21 protein-coding genes are annotated in these 26792 nt (G+C 71.1%); 8 read left to right on the top strand and 13 right to left on the bottom strand.

Annotation, left to right across the window (positions count from 1 at the left end):
- The first annotated feature begins 23 nt into the window (after positions 1-23).
- Genes PIR02_08020 through mtnB form a run of 3 tightly spaced genes read left to right on the top strand, consistent with a single transcriptional unit; the run spans position 24 to position 2535 of the window.
- The gene (locus tag PIR02_08020) at positions 24-1208 is read left to right on the top strand and encodes a hypothetical protein (GenBank protein ID WZH38611.1); all 1185 of its coding nucleotides are present in this window, start codon (positions 24-26) and stop codon (positions 1206-1208) included.
- Positions 1205-1906 carry an acireductone synthase gene (mtnC, locus tag PIR02_08015; GenBank protein WZH38610.1) on the top strand — a complete coding sequence of 234 codons (702 nt, stop codon included), beginning with the start codon at positions 1205-1207 and terminating at the stop codon, positions 1904-1906. The genes PIR02_08020 and mtnC overlap by 4 nt, the downstream gene beginning before the upstream one ends.
- Positions 1903-2535, top strand: coding sequence for a methylthioribulose 1-phosphate dehydratase (gene mtnB / locus PIR02_08010; protein ID WZH38609.1), 633 nt, complete (start codon positions 1903-1905; stop codon positions 2533-2535). The genes mtnC and mtnB overlap by 4 nt, the downstream gene beginning before the upstream one ends.
- A 260-nt stretch (positions 2536-2795) precedes the next feature.
- On the opposite strand, the gene mtnK is transcribed toward mtnB, so the two are convergent.
- Genes mtnK through PIR02_07990 form a run of 4 tightly spaced genes read right to left on the bottom strand, consistent with a single transcriptional unit; the run spans position 2796 to position 7688 of the window.
- The gene (gene mtnK / locus PIR02_08005) at positions 2796-3995 is read right to left on the bottom strand and encodes an S-methyl-5-thioribose kinase (GenBank protein WZH38608.1); all 1200 of its coding nucleotides are present in this window, start codon (positions 3993-3995) and stop codon (positions 2796-2798) included.
- Positions 3992-5038: an ABC transporter permease gene (locus PIR02_08000; GenBank protein WZH38607.1), complete on the bottom strand. Its 1047-nt coding sequence runs from the start codon at positions 5036-5038 to the stop codon at positions 3992-3994. The genes mtnK and PIR02_08000 overlap by 4 nt, the downstream gene beginning before the upstream one ends.
- A complete protein-coding gene (locus tag PIR02_07995) occupies positions 5035-6597 on the bottom strand; it encodes a sugar ABC transporter ATP-binding protein (GenBank protein WZH38606.1) in 1563 nt (520 codons plus the stop codon). The genes PIR02_08000 and PIR02_07995 overlap by 4 nt, the downstream gene beginning before the upstream one ends.
- Positions 6594-7688 carry a substrate-binding domain-containing protein gene (locus PIR02_07990; protein WZH38605.1) on the bottom strand — a complete coding sequence of 365 codons (1095 nt, stop codon included), beginning with the start codon at positions 7686-7688 and terminating at the stop codon, positions 6594-6596. The genes PIR02_07995 and PIR02_07990 overlap by 4 nt, the downstream gene beginning before the upstream one ends.
- Positions 7689-7890: 202 nt before the next feature.
- On the opposite strand from PIR02_07990, the gene PIR02_07985 reads away from it, so the two are divergent.
- Positions 7891-8472: a cupin gene (locus tag PIR02_07985; GenBank protein ID WZH38604.1), complete on the top strand. Its 582-nt coding sequence runs from the start codon at positions 7891-7893 to the stop codon at positions 8470-8472.
- A 120-nt stretch (positions 8473-8592) separates the two neighbouring features.
- Here the strand turns inward: PIR02_07985 and PIR02_07980 are convergent, their stop codons facing one another.
- From PIR02_07980 to PIR02_07955, 6 genes are all read right to left on the bottom strand, one after another.
- Positions 8593-10110, bottom strand: a complete 1518-nt coding sequence (locus PIR02_07980) for an alpha-N-arabinofuranosidase (protein ID WZH38603.1) — start codon at positions 10108-10110, stop codon at positions 8593-8595.
- Positions 10107-11363, bottom strand: coding sequence for a family 1 glycosylhydrolase (locus PIR02_07975; GenBank protein WZH38602.1), 1257 nt, complete (start codon positions 11361-11363; stop codon positions 10107-10109). Before PIR02_07975 ends, PIR02_07980 begins: the two co-directional genes overlap by 4 nt.
- 11 nt (positions 11364-11374) lie before the next feature.
- On the bottom strand, positions 11375-12265 hold the full coding sequence (locus PIR02_07970; protein ID WZH38601.1) for a carbohydrate ABC transporter permease: 891 nt from the start codon (positions 12263-12265) through the stop codon (positions 11375-11377).
- Positions 12262-13224: a sugar ABC transporter permease gene (locus PIR02_07965; protein ID WZH38600.1), complete on the bottom strand. Its 963-nt coding sequence runs from the start codon at positions 13222-13224 to the stop codon at positions 12262-12264. The genes PIR02_07970 and PIR02_07965 overlap by 4 nt, the downstream gene beginning before the upstream one ends.
- Before the next feature lie 70 nt (positions 13225-13294).
- The gene (locus PIR02_07960) at positions 13295-14557 is read right to left on the bottom strand and encodes an ABC transporter substrate-binding protein (protein ID WZH38599.1); all 1263 of its coding nucleotides are present in this window, start codon (positions 14555-14557) and stop codon (positions 13295-13297) included.
- A gap of 137 nt (positions 14558-14694) precedes the next feature.
- Positions 14695-15705: a LacI family DNA-binding transcriptional regulator gene (locus tag PIR02_07955; protein ID WZH38598.1), complete on the bottom strand. Its 1011-nt coding sequence runs from the start codon at positions 15703-15705 to the stop codon at positions 14695-14697.
- 192 nt (positions 15706-15897) lie between these two features.
- Between PIR02_07955 and PIR02_07950 the strand changes: the two genes are divergently transcribed.
- Positions 15898-17994 carry an RICIN domain-containing protein gene (locus PIR02_07950; protein ID WZH38597.1) on the top strand — a complete coding sequence of 699 codons (2097 nt, stop codon included), beginning with the start codon at positions 15898-15900 and terminating at the stop codon, positions 17992-17994.
- 250 nt (positions 17995-18244) lie between these two features.
- On the opposite strand, the gene PIR02_07945 is transcribed toward PIR02_07950, so the two are convergent.
- Positions 18245-22057 (bottom strand): aldehyde dehydrogenase family protein, encoded by a 3813-nt coding sequence (locus PIR02_07945; GenBank protein ID WZH38596.1) that lies wholly within the window; start codon positions 22055-22057, stop codon positions 18245-18247.
- Between the two features lie 199 nt (positions 22058-22256).
- Between PIR02_07945 and PIR02_07940 the strand changes: the two genes are divergently transcribed.
- Positions 22257-23375: a S1 family peptidase gene (locus PIR02_07940; protein ID WZH38595.1), complete on the top strand. Its 1119-nt coding sequence runs from the start codon at positions 22257-22259 to the stop codon at positions 23373-23375.
- 157 nt (positions 23376-23532) lie between these two features.
- A complete protein-coding gene (locus tag PIR02_07935; protein ID WZH38594.1) occupies positions 23533-24510 on the top strand; it encodes an acetylxylan esterase in 978 nt (325 codons plus the stop codon).
- 166 nt (positions 24511-24676) lie between these two features.
- On the opposite strand, the gene PIR02_07930 is transcribed toward PIR02_07935, so the two are convergent.
- Positions 24677-25237, bottom strand: a complete 561-nt coding sequence (locus PIR02_07930) for an acyl-CoA thioesterase (GenBank protein WZH38593.1) — start codon at positions 25235-25237, stop codon at positions 24677-24679.
- Positions 25238-25285: 48 nt separating this feature from the next.
- Positions 25286-26188, bottom strand: a complete 903-nt coding sequence (locus PIR02_07925) for a DUF817 domain-containing protein (GenBank protein WZH38592.1) — start codon at positions 26186-26188, stop codon at positions 25286-25288.
- Between the two features lie 97 nt (positions 26189-26285).
- On the opposite strand from PIR02_07925, the gene PIR02_07920 reads away from it, so the two are divergent.
- Positions 26286-26792 carry a GNAT family N-acetyltransferase gene (locus tag PIR02_07920; protein ID WZH38591.1) on the top strand — a complete coding sequence of 169 codons (507 nt, stop codon included), beginning with the start codon at positions 26286-26288 and terminating at the stop codon, positions 26790-26792.

The following is a 26792-nucleotide window of genomic DNA, read 5'->3' as shown; positions in this document are numbered from 1 at the left end:
CGGCGCGTGGGAAGATGACCGGGATGTCCACCTCTGCCACCCTCGAGCACTCCGTCGTCCTCGACGAGACCGCCGGTGTCGTCCGCATCCTCGATCGGCGCGTCTTCCCCGCCCGCGTCGACTGGGTGGATGCCACCACCCCCGACGAGGTCGCCACGGCCATCCGCGACATGGTCACGCAGAGCTCGGGCCCCCTGTACGCCGCCTGCGCGGGCATGGGTCTCGCCGCTCTCCAGGTGCGGACGCTGCCCCTCGGGGAGGCGCGCACCGCCCTCGGCCGCGCCGGCCGCGCCCTCGCGACCGCGCGTCCCACGAACGCTCACCCGCGCGACGCGGTCGCCCGCATCCTCGAGGCCGGCCGCGACAGCGCCGACACCGACGAGCTCGTGCAGCGCACCCTCGACGCGGCGGTCGCGGTCGAGCGCGACTACCGCGAGGCGAGCCTGCGCCTGGGACGGGCGACGCTGTCGCTGCTGCCGGAATCCGCGCGCATCCTCACGCACTGCTGGGCCGACGCCTACCTCTTCGGCCTCGTCACCGCCGCGCGCGAGGCCGGCCGCGAGATCGAGTGGATCGCGACCGAAACACGGCCGTACCTCCAGGGGGCCCGCCTCACCGCCCATTCGCTGCGCGAACTCGGTCAGCGCGTCACTCTCATCACCGACGGCATGGCCGCGGCCGCTCTCTCGTCGCCGCGCGGCGTCGGGTCGGGGCCGATCGACGCCGTGGTGACCGCCGCCGATCGCGTGGCGCTCGACGGCTCCGTCGTGAACAAGGTGGGCACGCTCGCGCACGCGGCCGCGGCGGCGGCGTTCGGCATCCCGTACTACGCGATGGTCGAGGCCCCGGATCCGGGCGCGCCGACCGGGGACGACATCGTCATCGAAGACCGCGATCCGGCCGAGGTGCTCGAGGTACTCGGGCGACGGACCGCCAGCCTGCTGGTCACCGACGCCTGGTACCCCGCGTTCGACGTCACCCCGCCGCGCCTGGTGACCCGCATCGCGACCAGCCGCGGAACCTTCGAACCCGGCCGCGTGGGCGAGCATTTCTCGACCGATCCCGACGCGCGCGCCGCAGACCGCCCGGCCCCGGCGCTGCGCCGCCGGCGCTCGCGCGAGAACCCCGCGCCCGTGGCATCCACCGCTCAGCCCGAGACCATCGCGTTCCGCCCCGTGAGCGCCCGCCCCGACGAGGACCCCGAATGACCCCTATCTCCGCCGACCTGGTCGTGCTCGACATCGAGGGCACCACGAGTGAAGCCGGATTCATCCTGGGCGACCTGTACGACTACGCCCGTCCCCGCCTCGACGAGGTGCTCGGCCGCGACGACGACACGGTCCGTTCGGCGCGCGCCGCCGCGATCGCCGAGACGGGCCTGGATGCCGATGCCACCGACGCCGAGGTCGCCGAGGCGCTCCGCGGGCTCATGGCATCCGACGTCAAGTCGACACCGCTGAAGACGCTCCAGGGCATCATCTGGGCCGAGGGCTTCGCCGCGGGCGAGATCCACTCGCAGTTCTTCGACGACGTGCCCCCGCGCCTGCGGGAATGGCACGAGAGCGGCATCCGTCTCGCGGTGTACTCGTCGGGGTCGATCGCCTCGCAGATCCCGTGGTTCCGTCACGCCCCGCAAGGCGATCTGACCCCGCTCATCGAGGGCTACTTCGACACCATCAGCGCCGGCCCGAAGAAGGAGGCCGCCTCCTACGAGCGCATCTCCGCCGCTCTCGGCGTCGCTGCCGAGCGCGCGCTCTTCCTCACCGACCACCCCGATGAGGTGACCGCGGCGCGCGCCGCCGGGTGGCAGGTCGTCGCGCTGGACCGCGCCGGGGAGCCGTGGGCGGGGTCGGACTTCGGTGCCGACGCGGCGGCCTCCTTCGACGAGATCGAGCTCACCCGATGACGCTGCCGGCTCCCGATCGCGTCCGGGCGGCCGGGGCCGCGCTCGCCGCCGAGGCCTCGCGGTTCTCGGGGTACGGCTGGATGCGCGGCACCTCGGGCAACCTCTCGGTGGTCGTCGATCGTGACCCGCTCGTGCTGGCCGTGACGGCCTCCGGCCTCGACAAGTCGGAGCTCACCGAGCGCGATATCGTGCTGATCGACGGCGCGGGAGCGGCGATCGACCCCGAGGATCACCGGCCGCCGTCGGCCGAAGCCGGCTTGCACGCCCACATCGCGACGCGCACCGGGGCCGGAGCGGTGTTCCACGTGCACGCCTTCGACGCCGTGGTCGCCGGACACCGGTGGCCGGGCGGCGTCGAGATCCGCGACATGGAGATGCTCAAGGGCATCGGCCACCTCGCCCACGACGAGACCGTGACGATCCCGGTGATCCGCAACCACCAGGACATGACCGTCGAGGCCGCCTGGTTCGACGAGGTCTATCGCCCCGCGACCGCCGACGTGCCCGAGGTGCCCGCGCTCATCGTCGCGAGCCACGGCATCTACGCGTGGGGTACCGACGTCGCCGCCGCGCGCCGCCACCTCGAGATCACCGAGTGGCTGCTGCGCTTCGCGGTCGCGACGCGCTGAGCCCCGGCATCCGCGCGGGGCGGAGTCCCCGACCTGCCGGCGCAGCGAACCGGTGCCACACGCATAAACGCGATCGGCGCGCATAAACACGCTCTCCCCGCGTTTATGTGAGCGGATCGCGTTTATGCGCGGCCCATGCCGCCGACCGTCGGCCGACACCGACACCGACACCGACACCGACACCGTCGGCCGACACCGCGCCGACACCGCACGCCAACTCCGCCCGCCGGCGACGCACGGCGTGTGCCACGCCCCCCGCGTCAGCCGAGCAGCTCCACCGTGCGCTCGGCGAGCACGCGCGGGTCGGCGTTCTCGAGGCGCGCGGTGCCGAGCGTCCGCGCGATGCGCAGCACCAGGCGCGACGCGAGAGCCCGCTCGGGCTCGGGCAGGGTCTGGATGTCGGCGACCTTGGAGAACCCCACGATGCGCCGCACGGCTTTCGCCGCGGCGTAGGCGGCAGCATCCGATCGCACGACCGCGAGGGTGTGCTCGAGCACGTCGTCGCCGTACACGCGCGGGTCGACGCGGTCGGGCCAGCGGCGGCGGAACTCGACCTCGAACGCGTCGACGAGTTCCACGGGGAGACGCAGCAGGGTCTCGGCATCGGCGGAACGGCCGAGCACGTGGGCGCGAGCCGCCGCGATCACGAGGTTCGCCCACACGGCGCCGAGGTCGAAACCGGTCGGACCGTAGGTGCCGAACTCCGAGTCGAATGCCCGCACCGACGCCCCCTCGGCGCGCACGAACACCGATCCGGTGTGCAGGTCGCCGTGCATCAGGCTCTGCGTGCTCTCCTGGAACCGCTGCTTGGCGAGCCCCATCTCGCGGACGAACGCGCGGTCGGCGCGCAGCTCGCGCACATCGTCGTCGTTCGCCGGGAGCCAGCCGTTGTGCTCGTGATCGACGTAGGGCTCGGTGAACACGAGGTCCTCGGTGATCTCGCTGAGCTCGGGGTTGGTCGCCTCGGCGATCCGGCGGCGGCGCTCGGGCCCCGGCGTGCCGAACACGCTCGTCGCGAAACCGATCGCGCCGACGTAGCGGCCCAGCTCGGCGGCGGCGTAGGGATGCACGCGCCCCGCGATCAGCTCTCCGCGCCACACCGCGTGGTCGCTGAGGTCCTCGATCGACAGGGCGAGGGCCTCGACGTCGAAACCGTAGAACGCGGGCACGTGCGCGGGGTCGATCTTCTCGTGCGCGCCGAGCACGACCGCTTCGCGCGCCGCGCGCTCGCGCGTCAGCGGCCACGACGGATCGACCCGGACGTGCGGGAGCGACTGCTTCACCACGACGCCGTGCCCGGCGGCATCCGTCACGATGAACACGAGGTTCAGATTGCCGTCGCCGACCTCGACGACCGAGACGATGGATGCCGGATCCACCGGCCCCGCCAGGTGCGGGCGTGCGGAGAGATAGGCGGGCACCGTCTCGACGGTGAGCTGATCGGTGAGGGTCTCGGTCATGATGCGGTCGTGCTCCCGGCGACGATGGTGGTCTTGCGGCGGCGGAACGTGAAGCTGAACAGCAGCGCGACCAGCAGCACGAGTCCCTTCCCGAAGTCTTGGATGTAGTACGGCAGCCCCATCATCGAGAAGCCCGTGACCATGACGGCGATCAGCACGGCGCCCAGCGCCGTGCCCCAGGCGTTCGGGCGTCCGATTCCGAGGACCGAGACCCCCACGAGCGCGACGGCGACGGCATCGAGCAACAGGCTGTTGCCGGCCGTGACGTCGCCCTGGCCGATGCGCGCCGCGAGCACGAGCCCCGCGATGGAGGCCAGGATGCCGCAACCGATGTACGCCGCGGCTCGGTACGCCGTGACGCGGATGCCGGCCAGGCGCGCGGCCTCGGGGTTCGATCCCACCGCGAACAGTGCACGGCCCCAGCGTGTGCGGTCCAGCACGAACCACAGGACGATCGTGAGCCCCAGGAAGAGCACGACGGGGACCGACACCGGTCCGATCGCGCCGCGGTCGAACCACACGAAGTCGGGGGTGAAGCGTCCGGGAGCGGTCGTGCCGTCGTCGAGGGTCATCTGCGACGAGATGGACTTGCCGTCGACGATGATGAGTTTCAGCCCCACCACGGTGAACATCGTGGCGAGGGTCGCGAGCAGGTCGGGGATGCGCGCGAAGACGATGAGCGCGGCATTGATCGCCCCGATGAGCGCTCCCGAGAGCAGCACGACGCCGACGGCGATCCCGCCGACCTGATTGCCGATGACCATCGTCCACGCGGCGATCGACACGGCGAACCCCGCGTTCGCGCCGACCGAGAGGTCGAGGCCGCCGACGGTCATCGCGAGCGTCACCCCGAGACCGGCGATGCCGATCGGAGCGATGAACTTCAGCATCCCGAAGATGTTCTCGGGGGTGGCGAACGCCGGCTGGGTGACGGCGAAGAACACGATGAGCACCGCCGTCACGGCCACGAAGCCCCACTTCGCGACCCCGTCGACGATGCGGGATCCGACGCTCGGCTGCGAGGGAGCGAGAGCGGTGGTCATGCGGTTTCCTTCCGGTGGCCGGGGTCGTCGAGCAGCGCCGCGACGATGCGGGCGCGGTCGTGCCTGCCGGCGGGGGTATCGAGAGCGACGCGCCCCGAGACGAGGACGACGATGCGGTCGGCGACCTCGAGGATCTCGTCGACATCGCTCGAGAGCACGAGCACGGCGGCGCCGGTGGTCGCCCGCTCGCGCACGGCCGCGCCGATGCGTCGGCGGGCGCCGATGTCGACGCCGCGGAACGGCTCGTCGAGAACGGCGACACGCGGTTCGGTCCGCAGCCAGCGACCGACCACGACCTTCTGCTGATTGCCGCCCGAGAGATCGTCGACACGCGTCTCGATCGACGGGGTGACGACGTCGTAGTCCGCGACCACGGCGGCGGCGGCCGCGCGTTCGCGGCCCGGGGTCATGACCCCGAAGCGCGACAGCGTCCGCAGCACCGGCAGGCCGACGGTGTGGGCGATCGACCACCCGGGTTGAATGCCCTGACGCTGGCGGTCCTCGGGCACGAGCACGACGCCGGCGGCCTGCGCGGCTCCGGGGTCGGCGGGGCGGTACTCGGTTCCGTCGAGCCGCAGACGGGCCGCGGCGTCCGCGCGCACCCCCGTCACGAGCTCCGCGAGCTCGGTCTTGCCCGCCCCGAGCAGACCCAGGATGCCGGTGACCTGGCCGCCGTGCACCCGGAGATCGAGCGGCGCGCTCCCGGGGAGGAGGCGCGCCCCTTCGACCGCGAGGACTTCGGCCGCCGCCGGCAACGGCTCCTCCACGTGCTGCTGGAGTTCGGTGGGGACGCCGAGCATCGCCGAAAGCGCCGCGTGCCAGTCGAACGGACGCTCCGCCTCGAGCTCGATCCGTCCGTCGCGGAGCACCACGATGCGGTCGGCGAGCCGCTCGATCTCGCCGAAGCGATGGCTGACGAACAGGATCGCCAGCCCCTCGTCGCGCAGGACCCGCAGAACCGCGAAGAGACGATCGGCCTCGGCCGCGGTGAGGGCCGAGGTGGGCTCGTCGAGGATCAGCAGACGCGGCGTCGAGCGCAGGGCGCGCGCAAGCACCACGAGCTGGGCGTCGGAGGTGCCCAGGCGCGCGGCATCCGCTCGAAGGACCTCGTCGGACCACGACAGGCCCAGCCGCTCGAGGGCGGCGCGCGCCACACGCTCCGAGGTCGCGCGACGGACGAGACGGTGTCCGCCCTGCGCGAGGTCGGTGATGCCGAGGTTGTCCGCGACGCTGAGACCCGCGACGATCCCGTCCGCGATGCGCTGGTGCACGGTCTCGATGCCGGCGCGGCGGGCTCGCGCGGGCGACCCCAGTCGCTGGGTCGAACCGCCGACCGCGATCTCGCCGGTGTACGCCGCGTTGGCGCCCGAGATCGCCCCGATGAGGGTGGACTTCCCGGCGCCGTTCGTCCCGAGCAGCGCGGTGATGGTGCCGGGGCGCAGCGCGAGCGAGACGTCCCGCAGCACCTGATTGCTGCCGAAGCGCACGCCGACGCCGCTCAAGCGGACGACGGGGGTGTCGTCGGCCCGAGCGGCGTCGGCGTGGAGGGGTGAGGTCATCCCGAGATCGCGGGAAGCCAGTCGGCCACCACGGTGTCGCTCAGCAGGAGCGACGGCTCCGCTTCGCGCAGCTGAGCGACGTTGGTGATGCCCTTCTCGAGCAAGAAGTCGCGCGTGATCGTGATCGCGGGGAACTGCACGCTCGTCTCGTTCAGCTGCCCGGCGAGCGAGAGGGCCAGGGCGCGCACGACACCCGCACCGACCGCGGAGGGGTCGGTCGCACTCGTGGCGACCCAGGGGCTGCCGTCGGCGGTCATGACCTCGATGTCGGCGTTGGAGATGTCGATGCCGTAGACCTTGACCTTGTCCTGCAGGTTGTTCTGCTGCACGGCCTGCACGACACCCTTCGTGATCTCGTCGTAGGGCGCGAAGATCGCCTGGATCCCGGGGTTCGCCTTCAGCGCGGCGTCGATGAGCGGGATGTTGTCGGTCGCGGTCGACTCGGTGACCTTGCCTGTGAAGAACAGCTGGTCGAGGTTGTGCTCGGCGACGACCTCGTCCCACACCTTCTTCCGGCGCTCGAGCGGAGCGAAACCGTCGGTGCTGGCCAGGCCCACCTTGGCGCCGTCGCCCACGTCGGCGACCAGCTGGTCGAGGACGCCCTGCGCCATCGACGCGTCGGACTGCGAGGTCACGATGACACCGGTGGGGTCGTTGAGGGCGAGGTCGTAGACGATCACGGGGATGCCGGCGGCCACCGCGTCGTGCACGTGCGACTCGATCGTGTCGGTCTGACCGTGGTCGACGATGATCGCGGCGGGCTTGGCCGCGATCGCCTGCTCGAGATCGGACGCCTGCTTGGCATTGTCGTTGCGGGCGTCGTAGACGGTGAGGTCGATGTTGATCGCGGCGGCCTGGGCTTTCGCGCCGGCCGTCCACGCGGTGAAGAAGTCCCCGGCGCCGGACTGCTGCACGAGGGCGACCTTCACGGGTGCACCGTCGAACGGCGCGGGCAGGTTCTCGACCTTCTGCACGGGAGCGGCCGAGGCCGCGGGGGCCGCGGTGTTCTGCTGCGCGCAGCCGGAGAGGGCGAGGGCGGCGATGCCGGTAGCGGCGACAAGCGCGGCCCAGCGGTGGGATCGAACGGACACGGGGTCCCCTTCGGGCGGGAGCGGGTGCGGAGGCGGTCGCCGAGTGCTGTGCGTCGGACGGCCGTCGAGCAGTAAAGCAGGGGCGGATGAGCCGGATGCTGCGAGGTTGCGCTTTGTTACGGCCGACGCCGACCGGCGATCCCTCCGCTGCCGCAACGGCGCGACAATCAGGGGTATCCGCCTTCGTTCGAGAGGAGGAGCCGTGACGCTCCTGACCGTCTGGAAAGACACCGACCCGACCAGCCCCGTCCTCGAGACCACCGACGAGACCGAGATCCGCGACGCGCTCGCCGAGCTCGGCGCGCGCTTCTCACGCTGGGAGATCCGCGACGTGCCCTCCGGCGCCTCGCAGGACGAGGTCCTGGCGCTGTACGCCGACGAGATCGGCGAGGTCAAGCAGCGCGAGGGGTACACGCTGGTCGACGTGGTCGCCCTCGACCCCGCCCAGGAGAACTACGACGAGGTGAAGACCCCCTCGCGGCAGAAGTTCCTGTCGGAGCACCAGCACGACGACGACGAGGACCGCTACTTCGCCAAGGGCGCCGGCGTGTTCTACCTGCACGCGAACGAGAAGGTGCACGCCGTCTACTGCGAGGCGGGCGACCTCATCTCGGTGCCGGCCAACACCACGCACTGGTTCGACATGGGCACCGCTCCCCACTACGTGAGCGTGCGCTTCTTCCACGACGACGACGGCTGGGTCGGCCACTTCACGGGCAGCCCCATCGCCGAGTCGTTCGCGACCTTCGACCAGCTCGCCGAGCGCCGCGCGCAGCTGGCCTGACCGGCCCCGGCCCCGGCCCCGGCCCCGGCCCCGGCCCCGGCCGAACCTCGCAGAAACGCCCGTTCCTCGCAGTTCTCCTCACGGATTCTGCGGGGAACGGGCGTTTCTGCGTCCGCGGCGTCAGCCGATGCGCCGCAGCGACAGCGCCGCCCACGCGATGGGCGGGAGCGTGACGTGCAGGATGCCGTCCGCCAGCCGTGTCTCGAGCGTCCGGGGCTGCACGCGCTCGGGGTGCTCGAGCGTGTTGCGCGCGTAGGGGTCGTCGTCGTGCAGCACGTGCGCCTCGACGATCTCGACGTCTCCGAGGCCCGCGACGTCGATCTGGAGCTCGACCGCCTCGCCCCGCCCGCGGTGCACGAGGAAGATCGCGCTCTCCCCGGTCTCGGCGTCGTGGGTGGCGACGGCATCCACCGCCGGGACCGCGCCGAACGTGGAGGTCTCGATGAGCGGCGACTCGACCTGCAGACGCACGGCGTCTCCCTGCGCGAGGCGCGAGGTGATCGCGAAGGGGAAGAACGTCGTCTGGCGCCATGAGGGTCCGCCGGGCTCGGTCATGATCGGGGCGATGACGTTGACGAGCTGGGCGAGGGAGGCGGATGCCACGCGGTCGGCGTGCTTGAGCAGCGAGATCAGGAGGCTGCCGAAGACCACGGCATCCAGGGCCGAATACACGTCCTCGAGCAGACGCGGGGCCACGGGCCAGTTCTCGACGCCGGTGAGCTGGTCGACGTCGTGGAAGCGCGTCTGGTACCAGATGTTCCACTCGTCGAAGGAGATGTCGATTCTCTTCGCGCTGCCGCGCACCGCACCGACATGGTCGGCGGTGGCGACGACGGCCTCGATGAAGCGGTCGGTGTCGACGGACGAGGCGAGGAACGAGTCGATGTCGCCGTCGTGCTCCTGGTAGTACGCGTGGCACGAGATCATGTCGACGTCGTCATAGGTGTGCTCGAGCACCACGCGCTCCCACTCCCCGAACGTCGGCATCGACGCCCCCGACGAGCCGCACACCACGAGCTCGATCGAGGGGTCGAGCTGGCGCATGCCCTTCGCGGTCTGCGAGGCGATCTTGCCGTAGTCCTCGGCCGAGCGGTGCCCGAGCTGCCAGGGACCGTCCATCTCGTTGCCGAGGCACCACACGCGGACGCCGAACGGCTCCGCCCGACCGTTGTCGATGCGCTGCTGGGAGAGGGTCGTGCCCCCGGGGACGTTGCTGTACTCGAGCAGGTCGAGGGCCTCGAGGACGCCCCGGGTGCCGAGGTTGACGGCCAACATGAGGTCGCTGCCGGCCTTGTCGAGCCAGTCCGCGAACTCGTGGAGCCCGATCTCGTTCGTCTCGGTCGAGTGCCACGCGAGGTCGAGGCGGCGGGGGCGCTGTTCGCGCGGACCCACGCTGTCCTCCCACCGGAAGCCCGACACGAAGTTGCCACCGGGGTAGCGGATCGTCGAGACGCCGAGCTCGCGCACGAGCTCGAGCACGTCGCGGCGGAAGCCCTGGTCGTCGGCCTCGGGGTGGCCGGGCTCGTAGATGCCGTCGTAGACGTGGCGGCCGAGGTGCTCGACGAAACCGCCGAACAGACGGCGACGGACGGCCCCGATCGGGAAGCGGGGGTCGAGGGTCAGGCGGGCGGTGGTCATCGTGCTCCTCGGGATGCGTACTCGGCGAATCGGTCGGCGACGGGGTTGCGGCGGCGCGCGAGCCCGGTCTCGGTCTCCACGAGGTCGTGCAGCCCCATGGTCAGAAGGTGTGCGGACCGCGGCTCCTCGCTGTGCCGATAGGTCCACTCGTACATGTCGAACAGCGGCCACCACGTGTAGCCGACGACATCGACGCCGTCGGCTCGAAGCCCCTCGACAGCGGCCACGGAGGCATCCAGCCACCGCAGGCGCGTGGCGACGTCGTCGGTCACGCACGTCTCGGCGAGCATCACCGGCGCGCCGTAGCGGGTGGCGTAGATGCGCAGCATCTCGGTAAGCCCCTCGACGCCGTCGTCGCGCGTGGGACGGGGGTCGGCGAAGCCACCGGAGTGGTGGATGCCGCTCTCGAACAGTTCCGTCGAGTGCCGGGGGTAGTAGTTGACGCCCATCACGTCGGGCTGCACGGCGTTCTCGGCGAACCACGCGAGCGTCTCGTCGGAGGTGCCGTGCGCGCGCAGCAGCGGGAGGAGCGGATGCTGCTCCCCCACGGCACCGGTGACGAGATCCTCGACGAGGAACGCCTGATGGCGGTACCGCTCGGCCGTCTCCCTATGCTCGGGCGCGTCGATGTCGCCGACGTAGCGCATCGACGCGTCGACGTGCACGAACGTCGCGCGCGCGCCCAGCACGTCGGCCACCGCCCGCTGCGTCTCGACGAACCCGCGCGCGATCGCGGTCGAGATCTCCACGAGTCCCCCCGGCCCCGTGCGATAGGGCGGCCAATACGCGTACTCACCGGTGAAGAGCGCGTGCAGCATCGGCTCGTTGACGGGGGTGTAGTCGGTCGCCAGGTCGCGGTACCGCTCCGCGGCGCGCGCGGCGTACTCGGCGACGAACGAGGCGTAGTCGGGGTGGGCGAACTCCCCCTCGATCCACGTCGGGGTGCCGTAGTGCAGCAGATCGACGATCGGACGGATGCCGCGCGCGGCGAAGCCGTCGAGCACCCGGTCGGTCCACGACCAGTCCCACCTCCCGCGCTCGGGAGACACGACGTGCCAGGGGATCCCCCAGCGGAGGAACTCGGCATCCACCGACACCGCCAGGTCGAGGTCTTCGCTCCACCGGTCGTAGTGCTCGGTGAGGGCGTACTCGTCGATGGCGCGTTCGCCCGGACGCTCCTGCGGCACGAAGGTGTTCTCGATACCGGCACCGAAATGCAGCCGGCCGTCGCGATACCAGGGGGTCGTCGACATGGGGGTCTCTCTCATTTCAATCCCGACGTTCCGACGCTCTCGACGAAGCGTCGCTGGATCACCAGGAACAGGATGGCCAGGGGCAGCACCGCGATGAGCGAGCCCGCCATCATGACGCCCTGCGGGATGATCCCGCCCGGTCCCGTCAACAGCGTCAAGCCGGACGTGACCGTGCCCATCTCGGAATCCGTCGTGAACACGAGCGGCCACAGCAGGTCGTTCCAGTTGTTGACGAAAGTGAAGATGCCGAGCGTCAACAGCGCCGGCACCGCGTTGGGCAGGACGATGCTGCGGAAGATGCGCAGCTCGCTCGCCCCGTCGATGCGCGCGGCATTGTCGAGATCGCGCGGAAGCGACAGGAAGAACTGCCGCAGGAAGAAGATGCCGAAGGCATCGGCCGCCCGCGGGGCGATGAGGCCCGCGTAGGAGTTGACCCATCCGAGGTCGGACACGAGCTGGTAGATCGGGATCAGCGTGGCCTGGAAGGGGATCATCAGACTCGCGATGATCGCGATCAGCAAGATCTTGTTGCCCCGGAAGTCCAGGCGGGCCAGGGCGTACGCGGCGAGGGAGTCGAACACCAGGGCGAACAGCGTCACCCCTCCCGCGAAGACGAAGCTGTTGGCGATCAGACGGGCGAAGGGCAGCTCGGTGAAGATCCGCGCGAAGTTGTCGAGGGTCCACTGACCGGGAAGCAGCGTCGGCGGGTAGGCGTTCACCTCGGCGACAGGCTTGAAGGCCGTGAACACGATGATGAGGATCGGCAGCATCAGCACCAGGGTCGCCGCGGCCACGACGATCAGCAGGATCACCGATACGAGACGACGACGTGCCAGCGGTGAGACCCGACGCGCGGGCGTCACGGATGCCGCGGAGACCGGGGCGGGAGCGAGGGCGGTCATGCGGCATCCTTCTCTCGTCGTGAGAAGAAGAGGAACTGGGTGAGGCTCAGGACGAGCGTGATGAGCAGCAGGACGTACGACAGGGCCGAGGCGAAGCCGAGCTCGAGCTTGCGGAAGCCGGACTGGTAGATCTCCATGACGATCGTCTGCGTGGTGCCATAGGGGCCGCCGCCGGTCATGACGTAGATCTGGTCGAACGCCTGGAGGGCCGCGATGAGCGCGACGATGACGACGAAGCCCATGGTGTTGCCGAGCATCGGGAACGTGATGCTGCGGAAGCGCTGCCCGGCGCTCGCACCATCCACGCGGGCCGCCTCGTACAGGCTCGTGGGGATGTCCTGGAGCCCGGCGAGGAAGATGACCATGTAAAAGCCGAAGCTCTTCCACACCGCCACCAGCACGACGGCCGGCATGGCGAGAGTCGGGTCCTGCAGGACGTTTCCGAGCTGGATGCCGAGGCCTCGGAGCCAGTAGTTCAGCAGACCGATCTGCGGGTCGAGCAGATACGACCACGCGAAGGCGGCGACCGCCAGCGACACGATGAACGGGGTGAACAAGGCGGTGCGGAAGAGACCGCGCAGCGGCAGCAGCGGGTTGTTCAGCAGGAGCGCGAAAGCGAGCGCCAGCGCGATGGCGATCGGGGTGAACAGCACGGCGTACAGGGCCGTGTTCCCCATGGCGCTCAGGATGTCGGGGTCGGTGAAGACCCGTGCGTAGTTCTCGAGGCCGACGAACTTCTCGCGGCCGAAGCCGCTGGCATCCGTGAACGACAGGCGCAGAGCCGACACCATGGGCCACGCCACGAACACCGTGAGGATGACGATCGCCGGGGTGAGGAACGCGACCACCGTCAGGCGGTGGCGGGGGCTGTGGCGCAGGGGCCCGCGTCCGCCGAGCGGTGCCGGCGGGCGGTAGGCCCCGCGCCGTCGGGGCGGCGCGCTCGGAGCGTGAGTGGTCATGGTCGTCCTGTTCGGGAGGCGGGTAGGGCGAAGGCACGGGAGGGGCGACGCGGGCGCCCCTCCCGTGCGGTCATCGCGCGACGGCCTGCTGGATCTTGCTCTGGGCCGTCGAGAGGAGCTCGGCGACGTCGCCGCCGGCGACCGCCTTCTGCGTGAGCTCGTCGATGTCGGTGATGACGTCGACGCTGTTCACGACACCGGGCAGCAGGGCTCGTCCGGTCGGGGCGATCTCACTGAGGGCCGCCACGACGGGGTTCGACTCCACGGCGCTGGCGGGGATGTCGCTGCGCAGCGGGGGCCATCCCGAACCGAGCGACCACTGGGTCGCGACGACCTTTTGGAAGAAGTACGAGAAGAAGGCCTCGGCGCCCGCACGCTGCTGGTCGTCCGCGGACTCGGTGATGCCCATCGCGACGCCGATCGCCGAGGCGGCCTGCTCGGCGGGTCCCGCGGGGAGGGCGGCGATGCCGTAGTCGATGTTGTTGTCTTTGGCGATGGATGCCATCCAGGGACCGCCGACGTGCATGGCGGCCTTGCCCGAGCTGAACAACTGGTCGGCGGCGATGCCGTCGAGACCGGTGGGCGAGATCTTGTCCTTCGTGATCGCGTCGGTCCAGTACTGGATGGTCTTCGCGTTCTCGGGCGAGTCGATCACGGCCTTGTCGCCGTCGACGATCTGACCGCCCCCGCTGAGCAGGAGGCTCGGCCAGAGGCCGTTGGCCACCGTGGCGTGATCGGGGATCGCGACGCCGTACTGCTCGGGCGTGCCGTCGCCGTTCTCGTCGACGGTGAGCTTCTTGGCATCCGCGACCCAGGCGTCCCAGGTGGCGGGCGGCTCCGTGATGCCGGCGGCCGTGAAGAGCGCCTTGTTGTAGAACATCGCCAGGGGCACGAACCCGGTCGGCACGCCGTAGGGGGTACCGCCCACGGTCACCATGTCGACGGCCTGGGAGACGAGGTCGGCGGTGTTGCTGTCGGCCGAGCCGTAGAAGTCGCTGAGATCGGCGAAGGCGCCGCGGTCGGCGTAGACCGGCATGCGCTCGGCCGGCATCGCCACGATCTGCGGTCCTTCTTTCGAGCTCAGCGCGGGCAGGAGGGTGTCGTCGATGACGGCCCAGGTCTTCGTCTCGGTCGTGATCGTGTACTGCTGCTGCGAGGCGTTGAAGTCGGAGACGATCTGGTCGAGGACCTTGCCGTCGGCCTCGGTGTAGCCGTGCCAGAACGTGATCTCGGTGGGACCGTCGGACGCGGGGGCGGACGAGCCGGAGCATCCTGCCAGGAGCAGGGCCGCGGCGCCCACCGTCGCGAGGACGGAGGTGGTGCGCTTCATCATCTTCGATGCCTTTCGTGTGACTGCGTCGTCTTTTCGGCTCGGGTGCCGACCGTGGTGCACGAGTAATTTACAACGATGGAGGTAAACGTTGTAAATGGATGATCGCCCGACCACCCCGGGTTGTCAAGCGACGGATCTCAGCGCGTCGTGGATTCGCGCTCGACCAGGCGGAAATCGGCGAGGATCTCGCGCGGCTCCCCCTCGGCGTCGCCGGTGATGCGTCCGACGAGCAGGTCGACCGCGACGCGCGCGATCTCCGACCGGCCGGGATCGATCGTCGTCAGTGCCGGCAGGGAGTACCGCGTCTCGTCGAGATCGTCGAAACCGACGAGGGCGACCTCCTCGGGGAGACGGATGCCGCGCTCGAGCATCACGCGCATCGCCCCGAGGGCGATCGAGTCGTTGAAGGCGACGACCCCGTCGAAGTCCAGCCCGGCGTCGAGCACGGCTCGCATCGCGTCGGCCCCGTCGATGCGATGCCAGCGGTCGACGGGCACCACGAGGGCGGGGTCGACCTCGAGTCCCGCCGCAGCGATCGCGGCCTCGTACCCGCGGAGACGAAGACCCGCGGAGCCGACGACCTCACCCGGGTGCGAGCCCAGGGCGAGCACCCGCCGGCGGCCCGTCGCGAGCAGATGTGCGGTCGCGGCACGCGCCGCCTCGGTGTTGCGCATGGTCACGTGATCGTGGGCGGAGTGGAAGATCCGCTCCCCCAGCAGCACCATCGGCATGCCGACCTCGTCCAGCAGCGGCGCATCGTCTTCCCCGAGGGAGAGCACCGAGTACAGCACCCCGTCGAGACCGCGCCGTCGCGCTCCGCGCAGGGCCGCGAGCTCGCTGTCGCGATCGGCGTCGAACTGCTCGATGAGCACCGAGAACCCGTGCGCCCGGGCCGCGCGCATCACGTCATCGGCGAGCTCAGCGAAGTACGGGTTCCGCAGATCCGGGACGATGAGCCCGATCATGTCGGCGCGCCCCGAACGCAGGCTCCGCGCGGCCTGATTCGGCCGGTACTGGAGCTCGTCGATCGCGGCTTCGACACGCTCGCGTGTCGCGTCCCGAACGTGCGGGTAGTTGTTGATCACGTTCGAGACCGTCTTGATCGACACCCCGGCCGCGCGGGCCACGTCGTGCAGCGTCGCCGTCATGGCATCCCCCTCGTCTCGTCGAGACTCTACAACGTTGCATAACGAGCTCTTGACGGCGCTCCGCGGCGCCGTTTACGGTCGTCCCGTCTCTACAACGTTGTAGTCGCGAGGTGGAGACTCCATCGCACAGAGCGGGACGCCGCGCCGACGCGGGCGCGCACCGGCAGCCGCCACCCCCCTGAGGAGCACGACATGGCCCATCCATCCACCCCTTCGCGACGACGACCACGACTCGTCGCCGCCGCGCTCACCGCGGCCGCGCTCGCCGTCGGCGGCATCCTCGGCGCCACCCCCGCCTCCGCCGTCACCACCGGCAACGGCGCAGTGGTCTACTCACCCCCCGCAGGCTCATCGTTCAACCCCGAGGGCGGCACGCCGGCGGGAACGACCTACGCCAAGATCGTGGTCCTGAAGAACAACGGCACGAGCAACGGCACGCAACTCGTGACCTTCGACAAGCTCGTGCTGCAGAACGGCCGGCAGGTGTACCCCATCTACCGCAGCACCGACGACGGCACATCGTGGACGAAGATCGCCGACGTCGACCCCAGCACCACGTTCCCGGGGTACACGCGCACCGCGCAGCCCTTCCTCTACGAGCTCCCCCAGGCATCGGGGTCGCTTCCCGCGGGGACGATCCTGCTGACCGGGATGATCATGCCGGAAGACCGCTCGAGCAGCCGTCTCGTCGTCTACAAGAGCTCCGACCGGGGGGCGACCTGGTCGTTTCTGAGCACGATCGACTCCGGCGGCCCGGCGGTCTACGACCCGAGTCCCTCTTCGACGACGACCACCGTGTGGGAACCGTCCTTCGCCGTCGACGGCGGCGGGGGCCTCGTGGCGTACTACTCCGACGAGCGACAGAAGGCCGCCGGCGTCCTCCAGGCCGTGTCCTACCGACGATCCACCGACGGCGGGCAGACCTGGGGTGCACTGTCGAACGTGTCGGCGCCGCCGAATCAGAGCGATCGCCCCGGCATGATCACCGTCGCGAAGCTCCCCGACGGCCGATACATCGCCACCTTCGAGGTCGTCAACCGCCCGAGCCAGTCGCAGAACACCGCCCCGGTCTACTTCAAGACGTCCGCCGACGGGCTCAACTGGGGCGACACCACCAGCATCGGCACCCCCATCCGCCTCGCCGACGGACGCGGGATCGGGTCGTCGCCGTACGTGAAGTGGGTACCGGGCGGTGGACCCAAGGGCATGGTGATCGTGGCATCCAAGTGGTCCCTCACCTCATCGGGAGCCATCGACGGGGGTCAGAACCTCTACGTCAACTACAACCTCGGCGCCGGCGCGTGGGAGCGCCTGCCCATGCCCGTCACGTACGACGCGAGCGACACGCAGGGAGGAAACTTCAGCGGCTTCGCGCAGGGTCTGGACGTCGGCACCGACGGGCGCACGCTCTACCAGGCGACCAACGTCGAGAACACGGCGACCGGGCTCAACGACATCCGTGTCGGCTCGATCCCCGTGGACGCCCAGCAGTACGAAGCCGAGAAGGCGACGATCACGGATGCCACGATCGTCACGCACGCACAGGCATCGAACGGCAGCAAGATCGGCAACATCAACAATGCCGGCAGCGCGGTGCAGTTCACCGTCCGCGTTCCCGCCGCCGGTCAGTACACCCTGAACGTCCGCTACGACAACGGCAGCGGGAGTACGTCGACCCACGGGGTGAGCGTCAACGGCGGCGCGAGTTCGACGATCTCCTACCCGCCGACCGTCGATTGGGGCCGGTACGCCTGGGCGCAGAAGACCGTGACCCTCAACGCCGGGGTCAACACCGTCCGGTTCACCAAGGGGACGGGCTTCGCCGAGCTCGACACGCTGCACGTGTGGCGATCGAGCACCCTCGACCCCCAGTTCCAGGTCGTCAACCGCAGCAGCGGCAAGCTGCTCGAGGTCGCCTCCGCCTCCCTCGCCGACGGCGCCGCCGTGGGCCAGTGGGGTCCGACCGAGAACGCGACGCAGCGCTGGACCCTGCGCCCCACCGGGTCGGCGACGCAGCTCGCCAACGTCAACAGCGGGAAACTCCTCGAGATCCCCAGCGCCGCGACCGGCGACGGGGTGGATGCCGTGCAGTGGGGGCCCACCGGGAACGCGACGCAGAATTGGAACGCCGCGACCAGCGGCGGGTGGTGGACGTTCACGAACGCCAACAGCGGGAAGCTGCTCGAGATCGACGGCTGCTCGACCGCCGACGGGGCCGTCGCCCAGCAGTGGACGGCGAACGGGCTCACCTGCCAGCAGTGGCGCCTAGTGCGCGAGGGCATCCAGTAGGACCGGGGTCCGCTCGGCGTTCGCGCGCCGAGCGGACATCCCGCACCCTCGCCCCTCGCCCCTCGCCCTCGCCTGCCCCTCGCCCCTCGCCCCTCGCCCCTCGCCCCTCGCCCCTCGCCCCGTTGAGTGTCCACAACACCCGGACCGTTCGGAAAATCGTCCGGGTGTTCTGGACACTCGAGACCGATTCACGCGGGCGAGCACGCTGTCGTGCAGAATCCGACGACGCCATCAGCGTGGCGAGGCGGCGTCAGATGACCTCGGCGCTCCACGCGTCGCGCTGACCGAAGCGGAGCGCCGCGATCGACACCGCCTGCTCGCGGAGGAACGGCAGCAGCTCGAGGCGTCCGGCGGTGGTGACTTCGTCGGCGTATACCGTGAGCGACACATCACCCGCGACCGTCTCGGCGACGGCGGTCCGCAACGCGGCGGTCGTCTCGGCGGGACCCACCAGGCGCACCCGGGTGGGGCGCACCGCGAAGGCGGGCGGCGTCACCTCGGCGATCGGATCCGTCGCGTCGCCTCCGGCATCCCCCATCGCGTCATCAGCGTCAGCGGCCGGGGCGGCGGACGGGTCGGCGGGCTCCGGGATGCCGCCCGCCAGGCGCTGCAACCACTCGGCATCGCTCTCGACCGAAACGGCGACACCGGAGTCGCCCAGCAGATGCCGCACCTCCGCGGGGAGACCGACGGGCGTGCTGAGACTGAAGGTCGATCCGGAGCGCACTGCGGCGACGAGCACCCGCAGCACCGCCTGCCACGCGGCATCGGCCGTCGCGCGCACGGCGACGTCAGCGGGGCGGTACCGCCAGAGGTTCCGCTCGACACCGAGGCGCGAGACGTCTTTGACCCGACCGAACTCGCGGTCCCAGGCGACCGCGTCGGAGAGGGCGCCCCGGCGCAGCCAGTCGAACGCCTCGTACGACAGGGTCGGCTGCGCGGCCTCGATGAGCGCGGTGATCCGGCTGTCGAGTCCCCGCAGGTGCAGCGTCGATGACGACGCCCCGCCCGACGAGGGGCGCCACGAGCCGAGCGTCACGAGGCGGTTCGGGCCGCCCGACATCGCTCCCGCGCCGACGGAGGCCTCGCCCCACCCGCCCACGGGTTCGCGCTGCACGACCGCGCCCGTGGTCGGACGGTTCACGCGCAGCACGGCGGCATCGACGCTGTCGAGCCACAGGTCGAGGTCGGCCGCGTCGCGCGTGTGCAGCGCGGCGACGAAGCCCGAGCCGATCGCATTCTGCAGTTCGATCGCGCGGGTCACGGTCGGTGCGTGCAGGATGCCGAGCACCGGGGCGGCGATCGCCGCGCGGGTCAGGTGCGACCCGGCGCTCACGCCGGTGCGCACACCGGGCGTCCAGTACCGGCCCGCGGTGTCGGGGCCGAGGTCGAGCTCGCGCGGCTGCACGAGCCACCGCTCCCCATCGCCCAGCACGGTCAACGCGCGCCGCACCTCACCGGTGGGCTCTTCCACGAGAGGGCCCACGTCGGACAGCGGGTCGTCGGCCGGGCCGACGCGCAGCGACGCGACAGCGTCCTTCAGCTGCTCCGCGAACCGCGACGAGCGGGCGACCGCCCCCACGAGGATGACGAGGGAAGCCGCGGTGGCCGCTTGACCGGCACGTGCGAACGCGCCGTCGACGATGTCGGCGACGGCCTCGTCGAGGTCGGCCGACGGTGCGACGATCACGGCATTGCGGCCCGCGGTGAACGCCTGCACAGGCAGGGTCGGGCGCCACGAGACGAAGCGCTCGGCCGTGCTGCGCGCGCCCGCGAGGAGCACGCGGTCGACGCCCCGGTGCACGATCAGGGCGCGCCCTGAGGCCTCCTCGTTCAGATCGGCGTAGGTCAGCAGATCGCGCGGGACGCCCGCGGCCCACAGCGCCTCGGCGACCACGGCGCCCGCGCGGCGCGCCCGCGGAGAGGGCGTGAGCAGAACACCGGATCCGGCGGCGAGGGCGGCGAGCGTCTCCGCGGCGCACAGGCCGACCGGCGCGTTCCAGCGGGGCGCGACGACGGTCACCCGGTCGGGGACGAACACGGCCCCCGGAACCCGGTCGAGCTCCTTCGCGGTCGCGGCGTAGTACGCGGCGGCATCCACCGCCTGGCTCACCTCGGCATCCGCCTCGGCCACGAGCGCACCGCCCTCCGAGGCGAGCACCTCGATGAGTTCGGCGCGACGGTCTTCGAGGGTGCGCGCGGCGGCCTGCAGCACGGCCGCACGATCAGCGGCGGCGAGGGCGCCCCACGGCGCGGCGGCGTCGCGCACGCGGACGAGGGCGGCGTCGAGACCCGCTTCGTCGTCGATCCGCCCCTCGGCCGCCGTGGCGTCACCTGCCGTCGACCCGTCGGCACGAGCGACCGCGGCGAGCGCCCACGACCGGTCGTCGGGGAGCGTGGGGTCGGTGTCGGCGACGTTGCGGAACCCGGGAGCGCCGCCCGCGAGCTCGGCGCTCTCGCGCACCGAGAACACCGCCGTGTCGACGAAGGCTTGTCCCCCGAAGAGCATCTGCTGCACGTCGGGGCCGAGAGCGGAGGTGTCACCGGATGCCGCGGCCTCCCGCGCGATGCCGAGCACCGCTTGCGTGAGCCCGGCTTCGTCGGCACCGTCAGCGGCGGGATCGCGCAGGATCGCGGGCGCGGACAGCGACCCGCGCTGCGGGACGCGGCCGGTCGGGGCGGGGCCCTCGGCGGCGGTGAGCGCTCGTCGGGCACGCGCGGCGACGGCCACGGTCTCCGGGGGGAGCAGCTCGGCACCGAGGGCGTCGAGCGGCGCGGTGTCGTCGCCCGCGGCCGAGACCGATGCCTCCGCGTCGCCCGCGTCGGGGACGGCGGGGGGAAGATCGGGCGCGCTCGCCACCACGGTGGCGTACGCCGCCGCGAGACGGACCGCGATGGTGTCGAGGTCGTCGGGGTGGGCGGCATTCACGGCGACGACCGCGGGACCATCGGGAGCCCATGTCGCGGTCGCCGGCACCACGAGCCTCAGCGAGGCGTCGCGGTCCTCGGCGACGGCCAGGGCGAGGGCCGCCCGCTCGGGATCGCCGGTGGCGAACTCCACCTCGAGACCCTCGCGTCCGCGCGGTGCCAGGGCTTCGCCGATCAGGCGCACCGCGTGGGCATCGATGTCGTCGCGCCGGGTCAGCGCGGGCGTGCTCCACCCGTGTCGCGCCGCGACCGCGGCATCCGGGGTCTGCAGCGGGGCGTCGTCGAGGCGCACGGTGAGCCGGACGCCGGAGACGGTCGCGCGCAGCCGCCCCCACGCGGCAAGCTCCCGTACGGCGTCGAGGCTTTCGATCACGGCGACCGGCAGCGAGATCCCCGCGGCGAGGTCTCGCAGACGGGGTTCCTCCAGAACGCGGGTGAGCACGGCGACCGTCAGGTCGAGGTCGTCGCGACCTTCTCCTACGAGCGTCACGTGGGTGCCGTGGGCGGCGGCGTCGAGGAACAGGGGAAGCAGCCGTTCGGCCGCGTGCTCCACGTCGGCGTCGAACGCCCACGGCGACAGACCCGCCACCACGTCGGCCACGGGCACCGACACGCGCTCGACGTCGTCGCGCGCGATCAGCGACCGGATGCCGTCGAGCCGCCGCCGCGCGGAGGACTCTCCCAGGACGGCGGGGCCGACGAGGCGGATGTCGGCGGTGGCCTCACGCTCGCGGAACGGGGAGAGTGCGGCTCCCAGACGCTCCGGACGCGCGTCGACGGCGAGACCCGACAGAAGATCGCGCACGGCGCGGCGAGCCAGCGGCACCGTCGGCGTGGGGAGCACCGGCGCCACGGCGCCGCCGACCTGCAGAGCGCCCCGGACGAACCACGGCAGGCTCGACGGCAGGTCGCCCGCGAGACGGTGCAGGGCGGCCGCAGCGGCCGTCGCCCCCTCGGGGCGGAGGACGCCGTCGGCCACGGCGACGACGAATCCCGCGGCCGCCGGGTCGACCGGCAGCTCCGCGCGACGCGGCTCACCGGCCGCGGGGACGAACGAGGCGGCCCGTGCGGCGGCCCGCGCGGGAACGGCGGAGGAGAGCGTGAAACCGGTGGTGCGCGGGTCTTCGAGGCTCATGTCGGCCAGCCTAGGGATCGCGCGCGTGGCATCCCGGCGGCCCGCCGCGCAACCCGCGGATCGGTCGAGGCGCGCGCGTGCCCGCATTTTTGCACTCAGAACAGGAAGTAAAAGGAATTCCTTCGCTTTTCGTCTCTACCGTGTTTACATATCCGTGGGTACCCACCATTTATCCCCCCTGGATGGAAGGTCACTCCCCGTGAACCGCATATCGAAAGCGGCCGTCGGCATCACCGCCCTCGGCCTGTTCCTGACCACCGCGGCCGCCAATCCGGCGTTCGCCGCCTCTCCCGGGCCCGATGCCGCCGTCGACGGTGTCGATGCCCAGCTGCTCGACGCGATGGCGGCCGAGCTCGGCACCGACGTCGCCGGCGCGGCAGACGTCTTGCGTTTCCAGGCCGAGGCCACCGGAACCGCCGACGATGTCGCCGCAGCCACCGGCGACGCCTTCGCCGGGACCTGGCTCGACGAATCGACGCGCACCGTCTACGCCGCCGTCACCTCCGACGGCGCGCAGACGGCTGCGGCCGCGGTCGGCGCGGTGCCCGTCGTCGCGGCACACTCGCTCGACGACCTCGAAGGGATCGCGGCGCGCCTCGCGGCGAGCGACGTGCCCGATGTCATCCCCTCGTGGTGGATCGACGTCGAGAACAACGACGTGGTCGTCGACGTCGTGCCCGGTGGCGATCAGGCCGCGGCCGACTTCGTGGCCACGCTGGACGCCCCGACCGATGCCGTGCGCCTGCAGACGGGCGTCGAGGCACCCGAGACGTTCGCCACCATCCGCGGCGGCATCGCGTACAACATCAACAACCAGAGTCGCTGCTCGGTCGGATTCGCCGTACAGGGCGGCTTCGTCACCGCCGGTCACTGCGGCGAGGCGGGCGACAGCACCACCTACGGCACCTTCCAGGGCTCGTCGTTCCCGGGCAACGATTATGCATGGGTGGCGACGCCGAACCACTCGCCCGTGGGCGAGGTGTCCGACTACGCCGGCGGTGCCGTCGCGGTGAAGGGCTCCACGGCCGCCGCCGTCGGCTCGACGGTGTGCCGCTCCGGTTCGACGACCGGCTGGCACTGCGGTCAGATCCAGGCGTACAACTCCACGGTGCGCTATGCCGAGGGTTCCGTCTCTGGCCTCATCCGCACGAGCGTGTGCGCCGAGCCCGGTGACTCCGGTGGATCCCTGCTCGCCGGAAACCAGGCGCAGGGCGTGACCTCGGGCGGCTCGGGTGACTGCTCGACGGGTGGCACGACCTACTTCCAGCCGGTCAACGAGATTCTGCAGACGTACGGGCTGAGCCTGCTGACCAGCTGACCGCCTGAGAGAAGAGGGTGTCCCGGCCGCGCACGCGGTCGGGACACCCTCTTTCGGTGGCGCAGACGGGAACGGCGGAGCCTCGCCGCGACTGGCGCACCGCGCCCCGCCGCGTTCGCTACTGTCGGTGCAGCCCCCTCACAGATGGAGACCTCGGATGGCCCAGACCTTCACCGATATGCCCGTCGAGCTGCTGCGCGAGTACCGCCCGGCGCTCACCGCCCCCGACGATCTCGACGCCTTCTGGGACGAGACGCTCGCCGAGGCCCGGGATGCCGCCCGCCCCGCCGTCCTGACCCCGGTCGACGGCCCCGTGCGTGCGCTGTCGGTGCAGGACCTGACGTTCACCGGCTTCGGTGGCGACGAGATCCGCGGGTGGGTGGTGCGTCCGCACGGCGACGAGGTGCTTCCCGCCGTGGTGGAGTTCATCGGCTACGGCGGAGGCCGCGGGTTGGCGGGCGAGAAGATCGCCTGGGCCGCCGCGGGGTACGTCCACGTCATCATGGACACGCGCGGGCAGGGGTCGACGTGGAGCGTCGGCGAGACCCCCGACCCGCACGGTTCCGCCGCCGCCTTCCCGGGCGTGATGACCCGCGGCATCCTGGATCCCCGCGACTACTACTACCGACGCCTGTTCACGGATGCCACGCGCCTCGTCGACGAGGTGCGGAACATGGCGGGCGTCGACCCGACGCGCATCGCGGTGACCGGGGGCAGCCAGGGCGGCGGGCTCGCGATCGCGGCCGCGGCCCTGTCGGGCGACGCGGTGGCCGCGGTCATGCCCGACGTGCCCTTCCTCTGCGACTTCCCGAACGCGATCGTGCGGACGCCCTCGGCGCCCTTCACCGAGATCACCCGGTTCCTCGCGGTGCACCGCGACGCCGCGGAGCGCGTCCTGCGGACGCTGTCGTACGTCGACGGGGCCATCCTCGCCCGGCGCATTCAGGCTCCGGCCCTGTTCTCGGTCGCTCTCATGGACGACGTCGTGCTGCCCTCGGGGGTGTTCGCGGCGTTCCACGCGCTGGCATCCGAAGACGCCGCGCTCGAGGAGTACACGTACAACGGACACGAGGGCGGCGGGTACCGCCACTGGCTGCGTCAGGTGGCCTGGCTCGACGCCCGCTTCGGGCGCTGAGAGTCCCGAGGGGCGAGCAGAGTCCCGCGGGGCGAGCGGAGGGCGAGGGACGAGCGGCGGGCGGTCATGGCGGATCCCTCCTCCGCTGGTCCCCGTTCCGCCGCTCGGCACGCGGCGGCACCCCGTGCGTCGGCGTCGGGACGCCACCGCCACCGCCGTCAGCCGGTCACGCCCAGACGCTCGGCGCCGGGCGCTTGGTCGACGGCAGCGCCGAGCCGTCGGCCCAGTCGTGCACCCACTGCTCGATGTCCGGCAGCCCCTCGGGGCGCCCCACCGCGGCGAAGAGCTCGTCGTGCGGCACGGTCCCGCCGGTTCGACGCAGGATGCGGGCGCGGATGATCGCACGCGCGTAGATCTCGCCCTTCACGATCGCGCGGTGTTCGAGGTACACCGCGCGATCGTCGTGACCGATCATGCGCGTCTCGAGATCGAAGCGCTGCCAGAGTTCGAGCGAGCGACGGAACGTGATGGTCTCGGCTCCGACCACGGCGTACCACCCCTGCTTCGTCATCGCCGACATGAGTCCCGCACGCGTCAGCAGGTCCCACCGGCCGAGGTCGAACAGCGACAGGTACCGGCCGTTGTTGAGGTGACGCAGCAGGTCGATGTCGGTCGGCAGCACGCGGATGCGCACCCGGGTCACCGTGTTGGGGTCGATGGGACCCTCACGGCGCAGTCGACGACGCGCGCGGAAGAGGATGAGCAGGGTGCGCCAGAGGACGTTCACGAGGGGCGAGCGTAGTGATGCGACGACGAATCTGCCATAGCGTTGTCCTCACCCCACAACGTCACGGTTCTCTCCTTGTGCGACCGGGTCGGGCGGGCGCGGCGGGTAGACCCACGTCACCAGCACCACCGACACGATCATCAGCAGGAACCACGACGTCAGCTTCGAGGCGTCGACCGGATGCCACCCGCCCACCTGCGACGGGTACAGCCAGGCACCCGCGTACGTGGCGATGTTCTCGGCGAGCCAGATGAACACCGCCACCCCGGCGAAGGCCAGCAGGACCGGCATCCGGAATCGTCCGCGGAAGAAGCGGAAGTGCATCACCGAGCGCGCCCAGAGCACGACCACCGCCAGGATCAGCACCCAGCGCAGGTCGACGATCCAGTGGTGCGTGAAGAAGTTGAGGTAGATCAGCGCCGCGACGATCGCGGTGAGCCACCGGCGCGGATAGCGCGTGAAGCGGAGGTCGAACAGGCGGTAGACCCGCACCAGGTAGCTGCCGACGGCCGCGTACATGAAGCCGCTGTACAGAGGTACGCCGCCGAGGCGCAGCACCCCGTCGGCGGCGTACATCCACGACCCGACGTCGGTCTTGAACAGCTCCATCACCGTGCCGACGATGTGGAACGTGACGATCACGCGCAGCTCGCGCAGCGTTTCGAGGCGTCCGACGACCATGACGACCTGGATCAGCACCGCCGCGATTGTCAGCGCATCGTTGCGCGCGAGCGGCGCGTCGGCGGGGTACCAGAGCTTCGCCGCGAGGACCACGGCGAGGAAGGCCGCCCCGAAGACGCAGGCCCAGGCCTGCTTGAGGACGAAGACGGCGAACTCGACCAGACGCGCCCTCGCGCCCGAGGCCGGAGCGGCGGCGAGGACGCGATTCGCGAGGGCGTCGAGACGCGCCTCGACGGAGGTCAACCGGGGGCGTTCCGACACGGGCGCCATGCTGGCATGCACGTCTGGCAAAGTGCCGCTCGTACCGCACGCGGCGGGCCCCCGCAGCCGATTTCCCCCTGGCGAGACCCCCGCGTAGAGTCGCGCCATGACTGCCGAAACCCGAACCGACATCGTCGTCCGTCCGGTGCGCGACGTGGATGCCGAAGCCCTGGGCCGCGTGCACGCCACCTGTTGGCACGAGACCTACGATCACCTGATCAGCGAGGCGGCGCTCAAGGCCGTCTCGCCCCGCCGCATGGCCGAGCTCTGGACTCACTGGGCCTCCCAGGGGGACGACTACCGTATGCACGCCGCCCTCGCCGACGGCGAGATCGTCGGCTTCGTCGGATCCGGCCCCGCGCGCGACGACGACGCTCCGCGCGAGCGGGAGCTGTACTTCATCTACCTGCTCGACGCCTTCCACGGCACCGGCATCGGTCAGCAGCTCTTCGACGCGGCGATCGACGCCGGTGAGGGAGCGTACCTCTGGGTCGCCGACGACAACCCTCGCGCCCACCGTTTCTACACGCGCAACGGCTTCGCGCTCGACGGCGCATCGCACGTGGAGCCGTTCCTCGGTGAGGAGCTCACCGAGGTGCGCTTCGTCCGCTGA

Origin of the sequence: Microbacterium enclense (assembly GCA_038182865.1) — a bacterium.
Taxonomy (GTDB): domain Bacteria; phylum Actinomycetota; class Actinomycetes; order Actinomycetales; family Microbacteriaceae; genus Microbacterium; species Microbacterium enclense_B.
This window is presented reverse-complemented; position numbering and strand designations above follow the sequence as displayed.

Excerpts from the sequence above, each read along its gene's own strand:
- PIR02_08020 (WZH38611.1), top strand. The coding sequence starts at position 24 with ATGTCCACCTCTGCCACCCTCGAGCACTCCGTCGTCCTCGACGAGACC.
- mtnC (WZH38610.1), top strand. The coding sequence starts at position 1,205 with ATGACCCCTATCTCCGCCGACCTGGTCGTGCTCGACATCGAGGGCACC.
- mtnB (WZH38609.1), top strand. The coding sequence starts at position 1,903 with ATGACGCTGCCGGCTCCCGATCGCGTCCGGGCGGCCGGGGCCGCGCTC.
- mtnK (WZH38608.1), bottom strand. The coding sequence starts at position 3,995 with ATGACCGAGACCCTCACCGATCAGCTCACCGTCGAGACGGTGCCCGCC.
- PIR02_08000 (WZH38607.1), bottom strand. The coding sequence starts at position 5,038 with ATGACCACCGCTCTCGCTCCCTCGCAGCCGAGCGTCGGATCCCGCATC.
- PIR02_07995 (WZH38606.1), bottom strand. The coding sequence starts at position 6,597 with ATGACCTCACCCCTCCACGCCGACGCCGCTCGGGCCGACGACACCCCC.
- PIR02_07980 (WZH38603.1), bottom strand. The coding sequence starts at position 10,110 with ATGACCACCGCCCGCCTGACCCTCGACCCCCGCTTCCCGATCGGGGCC.
- PIR02_07975 (WZH38602.1), bottom strand. The coding sequence starts at position 11,363 with ATGTCGACGACCCCCTGGTATCGCGACGGCCGGCTGCATTTCGGTGCC.
- PIR02_07970 (WZH38601.1), bottom strand. The coding sequence starts at position 12,265 with ATGACCGCCCTCGCTCCCGCCCCGGTCTCCGCGGCATCCGTGACGCCC.
- PIR02_07965 (WZH38600.1), bottom strand. The coding sequence starts at position 13,224 with ATGACCACTCACGCTCCGAGCGCGCCGCCCCGACGGCGCGGGGCCTAC.
- PIR02_07960 (WZH38599.1), bottom strand. The coding sequence starts at position 14,557 with ATGATGAAGCGCACCACCTCCGTCCTCGCGACGGTGGGCGCCGCGGCC.
- PIR02_07955 (WZH38598.1), bottom strand. The coding sequence starts at position 15,705 with ATGACGGCGACGCTGCACGACGTGGCCCGCGCGGCCGGGGTGTCGATC.
- PIR02_07950 (WZH38597.1), top strand. The coding sequence starts at position 15,898 with ATGGCCCATCCATCCACCCCTTCGCGACGACGACCACGACTCGTCGCC.
- PIR02_07945 (WZH38596.1), bottom strand. The coding sequence starts at position 22,057 with ATGAGCCTCGAAGACCCGCGCACCACCGGTTTCACGCTCTCCTCCGCC.
- PIR02_07935 (WZH38594.1), top strand. The coding sequence starts at position 23,533 with ATGGCCCAGACCTTCACCGATATGCCCGTCGAGCTGCTGCGCGAGTAC.
- PIR02_07925 (WZH38592.1), bottom strand. The coding sequence starts at position 26,188 with ATGGCGCCCGTGTCGGAACGCCCCCGGTTGACCTCCGTCGAGGCGCGT.
- PIR02_07920 (WZH38591.1), top strand. The coding sequence starts at position 26,286 with ATGACTGCCGAAACCCGAACCGACATCGTCGTCCGTCCGGTGCGCGAC.